Source organism: Kitasatospora sp. NPDC059599 (assembly GCF_042735125.1).
Classification (GTDB): Bacteria; Actinomycetota; Actinomycetes; order Streptomycetales; family Streptomycetaceae; genus Kitasatospora.
The window spans coordinates 1-6,258 of the sequence record NZ_JBHWCL010000050.1 but is presented as its reverse complement, the minus strand read 5'-3'; the positions used below and the strand labels follow the sequence as shown (position 1 = coordinate 6,258).

6 protein-coding genes are annotated in these 6,258 nt (G+C 73.3%); 4 read left to right on the top strand and 2 right to left on the bottom strand.

The genetic code is table 11. The annotated features are described in order from the left end of the window. Positions 1–74: 74 nt before the first annotated feature. The gene (gene nadA, locus ACFV04_RS19020; RefSeq protein ID WP_360262120.1) at positions 75–1,259 is read right to left on the bottom strand and encodes a quinolinate synthase NadA; all 1,185 of its coding nucleotides are present in this window, start codon (positions 1,257–1,259) and stop codon (positions 75–77) included. A gap of 190 nt (positions 1,260–1,449) precedes the next feature. Between nadA and ACFV04_RS19015 the strand changes: the two genes are divergently transcribed. The 3 genes from ACFV04_RS19015 to ACFV04_RS19005 all read left to right on the top strand — a co-directional run bounded on the left by ACFV04_RS19015 (position 1,450) and on the right by ACFV04_RS19005 (position 4,552). After that, positions 1,450–2,373: an NADP-dependent oxidoreductase gene (locus ACFV04_RS19015; RefSeq protein WP_360262121.1), complete on the top strand. Its 924-nt coding sequence runs from the start codon at positions 1,450–1,452 to the stop codon at positions 2,371–2,373. Positions 2,374–2,524: 151 nt separating this feature from the next. Next, positions 2,525–2,989, top strand: a complete 465-nt coding sequence (locus ACFV04_RS19010; protein ID WP_380342831.1) for an Lrp/AsnC family transcriptional regulator — start codon at positions 2,525–2,527, stop codon at positions 2,987–2,989. 195 nt (positions 2,990–3,184) lie between these two features. Next, positions 3,185–4,552, top strand: a complete 1,368-nt coding sequence (locus tag ACFV04_RS19005; protein WP_380342833.1) for a pyridoxal phosphate-dependent decarboxylase family protein — start codon at positions 3,185–3,187, stop codon at positions 4,550–4,552. A gap of 59 nt (positions 4,553–4,611) precedes the next feature. Here the strand turns inward: ACFV04_RS19005 and ACFV04_RS19000 are convergent, their stop codons facing one another. Next, complete coding sequence (locus tag ACFV04_RS19000; protein ID WP_380342836.1) at positions 4,612–5,517, bottom strand: GNAT family N-acetyltransferase; 906 nt, start codon at positions 5,515–5,517, stop codon at positions 4,612–4,614. A 201-nt stretch (positions 5,518–5,718) separates the two neighbouring features. Between ACFV04_RS19000 and erpA the strand changes: the two genes are divergently transcribed. After that, positions 5,719–6,072, top strand: a complete 354-nt coding sequence (gene erpA / locus ACFV04_RS18995) for an iron-sulfur cluster insertion protein ErpA (RefSeq protein WP_189915188.1) — start codon at positions 5,719–5,721, stop codon at positions 6,070–6,072. Positions 6,073–6,258 lie beyond the last annotated feature (186 nt).

Here is a 6,258-nt window from a genome sequence, read left to right as displayed (position 1 = left end):
TTGTTATATGTCCGGGTGGGGGCCCCGCTGCAGGGGGTGTCCCCCCGCCCTTTCGCGTGTCGCTCGTGCCGGCTCTACGGCAGGGCCAGCATCCGGTCCAGCGCCGCCTTGGCGTGCTTCTCGGTCTCCGGGTCGACGCTGATCACGTTCGGCACCCGCCCCTCGACCAGCGACTCCAGCGCCCACACCAGGTGCGGCAGGTCGATCCGGTTCATGGTCGAGCAGAAGCAGACCGTGCGGTCCAGGAAGACGATCTCCTTGTCCGGGTGCGCCTTGGCCAGGCGGCGGACCAGGTTCAGCTCGGTGCCGATGGCCCACTTGGAGCCGGGCTCGGCGGCGTCCAGCGCCTTGATGATGTACTCGGTCGAGCCCACCATGTCGGCGGCCGCGACGACCTCGTGCTTGCACTCGGGGTGCACCAGCACGGTCACGCCGGGGATCCGCTCGCGGACGTCGTTCACCGACTCCACGCTGAACCGGCCGTGCACCGAGCAGTGGCCGCGCCACAGGATCATCTTCGCGTCGCGCAGCTGCTCGACGGTCAGGCCGCCGTTCGGCTTGTGCGGGTTGTACAGGACGCAGTCGTCCAGCGAGAAGCCCATCTCGCGCACCGCGGTGTTGCGGCCGAGGTGCTGGTCGGGCAGGAAGAGCACCTTCTCGCCCTGCTCGTACGCCCACTCCAGCGCGCGCTTGGCGTTGGAGGAGGTGCAGATGGTGCCGCCGTGCCGGCCGGTGAAGGCCTTGATGTCGGCGGAGGAGTTCATGTACGAGACCGGGACGGTCACGTCGGCTATGCCGGCGTCGGTCAGCACGTCCCAGCACTCGGCGACCTGCTCGGCGGTGGCCATGTCGGCCATCGAGCAGCCGGCCGCGAGGTCCGGCAGGACGACCTGCTGGGCCTCGGTGGTGAGGATGTCCGCGGACTCGGCCATGAAGTGCACGCCGCAGAAGACGATGTACTCGGCCTCGGGGCGGGCCGCCGCGTCGCGGGCGAGCTTGAAGGAGTCGCCGGTGACGTCGGCGAACTCGATCACCTCGTCGCGCTGGTAGTGGTGTCCGAGGATGAACACGCGGTCGCCGAGAGCGGCCTTGGCCGCCCGGGCGCGCTCGACGAGGTTCGGGTCGGAGGCCGGGGGGAGGTCACCGGGGCACTCGACGCCGCGCTCGCTGTTCGGGTCGGCCTCGCGGCCGAGCAGCAGCAGAGCGAGCGGCGTCGGAGTGGGGTCGACGCCGGAGGTCTCGGTGATGGTGGTGGTCACGGGCGGGTGCCCTTCTGTGCGGCCGATCGAGCGGTGAAGCCTTTTCGTCTAACTGACGCTATCTATGATAACCGGTTGGCGTCGGCGTGACGATGGCCATCCTGTCGATGTGACGAGAACCGCTCGCCGGATCGGATGCTTCCTGGCGTGGCCGAATCGATACTTCCAAGCCCCCGGGTATGGCTGAGCCATGAAAGCAATCGCGATCAATCGCTACGGCGGCCCCGAGGTGGTCGAGTACACCGACCTGCCCGACCCCAAGGTCGGGCCGGACTCGGTCCTGGTGGAGGTCCGGGCGGCCGGGGTGAACCCGGTGGACTGGAAGGTCCGGGACGGCGCCCTGGACGGCCTGCTGGACGCGCACTTCCCGCTGGTCATGGGCTGGGACGCGGCCGGCGTGGTCCGCGCGGTCGGCGGCGGGGTCACCGAGTTCGCCCCGGGCGACGAGGTCTACGGATACGTCCGCAAGGACGCCGTCGAGCACGGCACCTACGCCGAGCTGCTCTCCGCCCCGGTCCGCACCCTCGCCCGCAAACCGGCCGCGCTGGACTGGGCGCAGGCCGGCGGCCTGCCGCTGGCCGGGCTCACCGCGCTGCAGGGCCTCAGGGCGCTGCGGCTCACCGAGGGCGAGACCGTCCTGGTGCACGCCGCGGCCGGCGGGGTCGGCCACCTGGCGGTGCAGCTGGCCCGGGCCCGCGGCGCCCGGGTGATCGGCACCGCGGCCGAGCACAACCACGACTACCTGCGCGGTCTGGGCGCGGAGCCGGTCCGCTACGGCGACGGCCTGGCCGACCGGGTCCGCGCGCTCGCCCCGGACGGGGTGGACGCGGCCCTGGACCTGGTCGGCCGCGGCGCGGTCCGGGTCTCGGCGGGCCTGGTGGCCGACCCGGGCCGGATCGCCTCGGTCGCGGACTTCGGGGTCAAGGCCCTCGGCGGCCGGTACGTCTGGGTCCGACCGGACGCCGACGGCCTGGCCGAGCTGGCCGCGCTCGCCGACGACGGCCGGCTGACCGTGACCGTCGCCTCCACCTTCCCGCTGGCCCAGGCCGCCTCCGCCCAGGCGCTCAGTGCGGAGGGCCGCACCCGGGGCAAGATCGTCCTCCTGGTGGAGTGACGGCCTCCTGCCCGTCGTCCGTCGGCGGTGAACTCGTCCAGGTCATCCGCCAGAATGGGTGGCGAACCGTTTCGGCAGACCGCTCCGGAAGAGACCGCCGCCGCCGCGACGCGCAGCCGAACCCCCGCACGACCCGTGGAGCCCCGCACCGATGACCAGCAGCCGAGCGAACGAGGTGGTCGGGGCCGACCTGGACGAGACCGACCGGCTCCTGCTCGCCCGGCTCGGCAGCGACGGCCGCGCCTCGTACGCCGAGATCGGCGTGCAGGTGAACCTCTCCGCCACCGCCGTGCGCCGCCGGATCGACCGGCTCCGGGCGCGCGGCGTGGTGCGGGGCTTCACCGTGGTGCTCGACCCCGCCGTCCTCGGCTGGCAGACCGAGGCGTTCGTCGAGGTCTACTGCCGCGAGCGCACCGCCCCCGAGGAGATCCTCGCCAGCCTGCGCCAGTTCCCCGAGGTCATCGCGGCCTGGACGGTCACCGGCGACCCGGACGCCCTGGTCCACCTGCGAGCGGCCGACATGCGCCACCTGGAGGCCGTCATCGAGCGGATCCGGCGCGAGCCCGGGGTCCAGCGCAGCCGCTCCTCGGTCGTCCTCTCCCAGCTGATCGGCTGACGCCCGGGGGGTACGCAGGAATCCTGCGCGGACCGCCCCGAAGACGCTCGAAACCTGCCTGACCAGCCGCGTTCCGACGCGCGGCGAGGCACTCCGGCTGCCTACGCTGATCACGTCCGGTCGTCGCGGTGAAGACCCCCGCCGACCGGGCCGGATCCTCACCCCCCGACACCCCACAGCCGAGAGGGACCCGCCGTGTCCGCAGCCCCCGACCGCATGCACCGGCCCGACAACGAACTGGTCGACCTGGTTTTCGACTACATGCGGGAGCGGCTGCAGTACGACCCCGTCCCGCTCGACCACCCCGGTGACGGCGAGCACCTGCGCGCCCAGCTGGCCGGCCTGTTGAACCAGGACGGCAACAACCCGGCCGACGTGCTCAAGCTCTACGACCACGAGCTGTCCCGCGCGGTCATCTCCGCCGACAGCCCGCGCTACCTGTCCTTCATCCCGTGCGCTCCGACCAAGGCCGCGCTGCTGTTCGACATGGTGGTCTCCTGCGCCTCGCTGCAGGGCATCTCCTGGCTGGAGGCGGCCGGCGCGATCGCCGCCGAGAACCAGGTCCTGCGCCTGATCGCCGACCGCGCGGGCATGCCCGGGACGGCCGGCGGCACCTTCGTCTCCGGCGGTTCGGCGGGCAACCTCTCCGCCCTCGTCGTCGCCCGCGACACCGCCCGCCGTCGCCTCGGCGTCGGCCCGGAGGCGCGGCTGCGGATAGCCGTCGCCGACCAGGTGCACTCCTCGGTCAAGAACACCTTCAACATCATCGGCGTCGAGGCCTTCAAGGTCCCGACCGTGAACCGGCGGTTCACCGGTGAGGCGCTGCGCGCCGCGCTGGCCGCCGACCCGAACCCGGAGACGGTGATCGCGGTCGTCGGCACCGGCGGCACCACCAACGAGGGCATCGTCGACGACCTCGCGGGCCTGGCCGAGGTCGCCCGCGAGCGCGACCTGTGGTTCCACGTGGACGGCGCCTACGGCGGCGCGGGCCTCTTCGCCCCCTCGGTGCGCGAGCGCTACAACGGCATCGAGCACGCCGACTCCTTCGTGGTCGACCCGCACAAGTGGCTGTTCGCCCCCTTCGACTGCGCGGCGCTGATCTACCGCAACCCGCAGCTCGCCCGCGCCGTGCACACCCAGGACGCCTCGTACCTGGACGTCCTGCACACCGAGGGCGACGAGTGGAACCCCACCGACTACGCCTACCACCTGACCCGGCGCGCCCGCGGCCTGCCGCTCTGGTTCTCGCTGGCCGTGCACGGCGTCCAGGCCTACACCGACGCCATCGAGGCCGGCCTCACGCTCGCCCGGGACACCGCGCAGCTGATCCGCGAGAGCGACCACCTGGAGCTGCTGTTCGACCCGCAGCTCTCGGCGGTCTGCTTCAAGCGCACGGGCTGGACCAACGACGACTACTACCGCTGGTCGCAGCAGCTGCTCGCGGACCAGATCGGCTTCGTCACCCCCACCGGCTGGGACGGCGAGACGGTCGCCCGCTTCGCCTTCCTGCACCCGGGCACCACCATGGAGATGGTCCGGGAGATCCTGGACACCATGGCCTGATCAGGGCTCCACGCGTACGGCCCCACCGGCCCCCGGTGGGGCCGTACGCGTCGGCGGGCCTACAGGAACGCCCCGCTCGGCAGGTACGGCGCCGGCGGACGCATCCCGCGCACCCCGACGAAGCCGCCCGCCACCGGCGTCAGGCCGACCTCCAGCCCGACGTCCAGCGCCCACTCCTGCTCGGCGGTCAGGAAGTCCACCCGCGCCCCGACGCCGTCCGGCACCCGGGCCAGCGCCTCGCGCAGCAGCCGGGCGGCGATCCGCTTGCTGGTGGCCGCCAGCAGCCGCACCGTGCCGCCGTCCCGGTAGCAGTAGCCGCTGCCGGCCAGCGCGTCGGCGACCAGCAGCTCCTCGAAGTGGCCCAGCATCAGCTCGTGGTCGGGCCCGTGCGCCGACCCGCGCAGCCGCCGGTCCACCGAGTCCAGCAGGTGCAGGTGGGTGGCGTTGCCGCGGTGCACCGGGATGTCCCCGGGGTCGATCAGCCCGCTCCGGTCCACCCGCCCGGACAGCCGCATCGCCGGGTGCAGGGTGAACCCGGCCAACCGGTAGCGGCGCGCCGCCGCGGCGGAGTCCGACGCGCAGACCATCCCGCGCAGACAGCCCCGCGCGTGCGTCGCCGCCCGCTCCAGCAGCAGCCGCCCGACGCCCTTGCCCTGCGCGGACGGCCGCACCGCGTACAGGGACGGCGTCCACAGGCCCTCCCGGCGCATCGAGAGCACCACGCCGACCGGCTCCCCGTCGACCGAGGCCAGCCAGCAGCCCCCGGGATCGGTGCGCGCCAGGTGCCTGGTCCTGGCCAGCTGCAGCGGGGTCGGCCCCGGCGCCGGCCCGGCCCCCGCGGGGTCGGCGAACGCGGCGGCGGACAGCTCCTGGACCGCCTCCGCGTCCGCGGCGGTGTCCCTGACCGGGCGAAGGATCATGCCCACCATCCTCGCGTCCGACCGGCCGCGGCGGGGCCGGTTCACCCGGATCCACGGCTCGGGCGGTGACCGGTCCTCCGGGGTTGTGCGAGCATGGGGAGCGTAGGGGACACGGGTGGTACGCCCGGCCCACGGAAATCCACCGCACGACAGGCCGCAGAAATCCACCGCCGCCCGGGAAATGAATCCGGACAGCCGGTGGTTGGCACTGGCGGTAGACCGTCGTCAAAGACCGGGAGAAAGCAGATGACCGTCCAGGACGAGACCACCGTCGAGAGTGGCATCCTCCTTACCGATGCCGCCGCGGCCAAGGTCAAGGCCCTGCTGGAGCAGGAAGGCCGCGAGGACCTCGCGCTGCGCGTCGCCGTCCAGCCCGGCGGCTGCTCCGGCCTGCGTTACCAGCTGTTCTTCGACGAGCGCTCGCTCGACGGCGACGTGCTCAAGGACTTCGACGGTGTGAAGGTCGTCACCGACCGGATGAGCGCCCCGTACCTGGGCGGCGCCACCGTCGACTTCGTCGACACCATCGAGAAGCAGGGCTTCACGATCGACAACCCGAACGCCACCGGCTCCTGCGCCTGCGGCGACTCGTTCAGCTAAGCGCACCGCGAGAAGGCGGGCCCCGGCGGGGAGCCCCGGGCGCCCGCGGGGTGTGCCGCCCCCCCCCCCCCACCGGGCGGGGGCCGGCCGGGGGCCCCCGGGCCGGCCCGCCGGGGGGGGGGGGGGCCGCCGGCCCCGCGCCCCCGGGGGGGGCGGGGCAGGGCCGGGCCGAATGAGGGCCGGGTG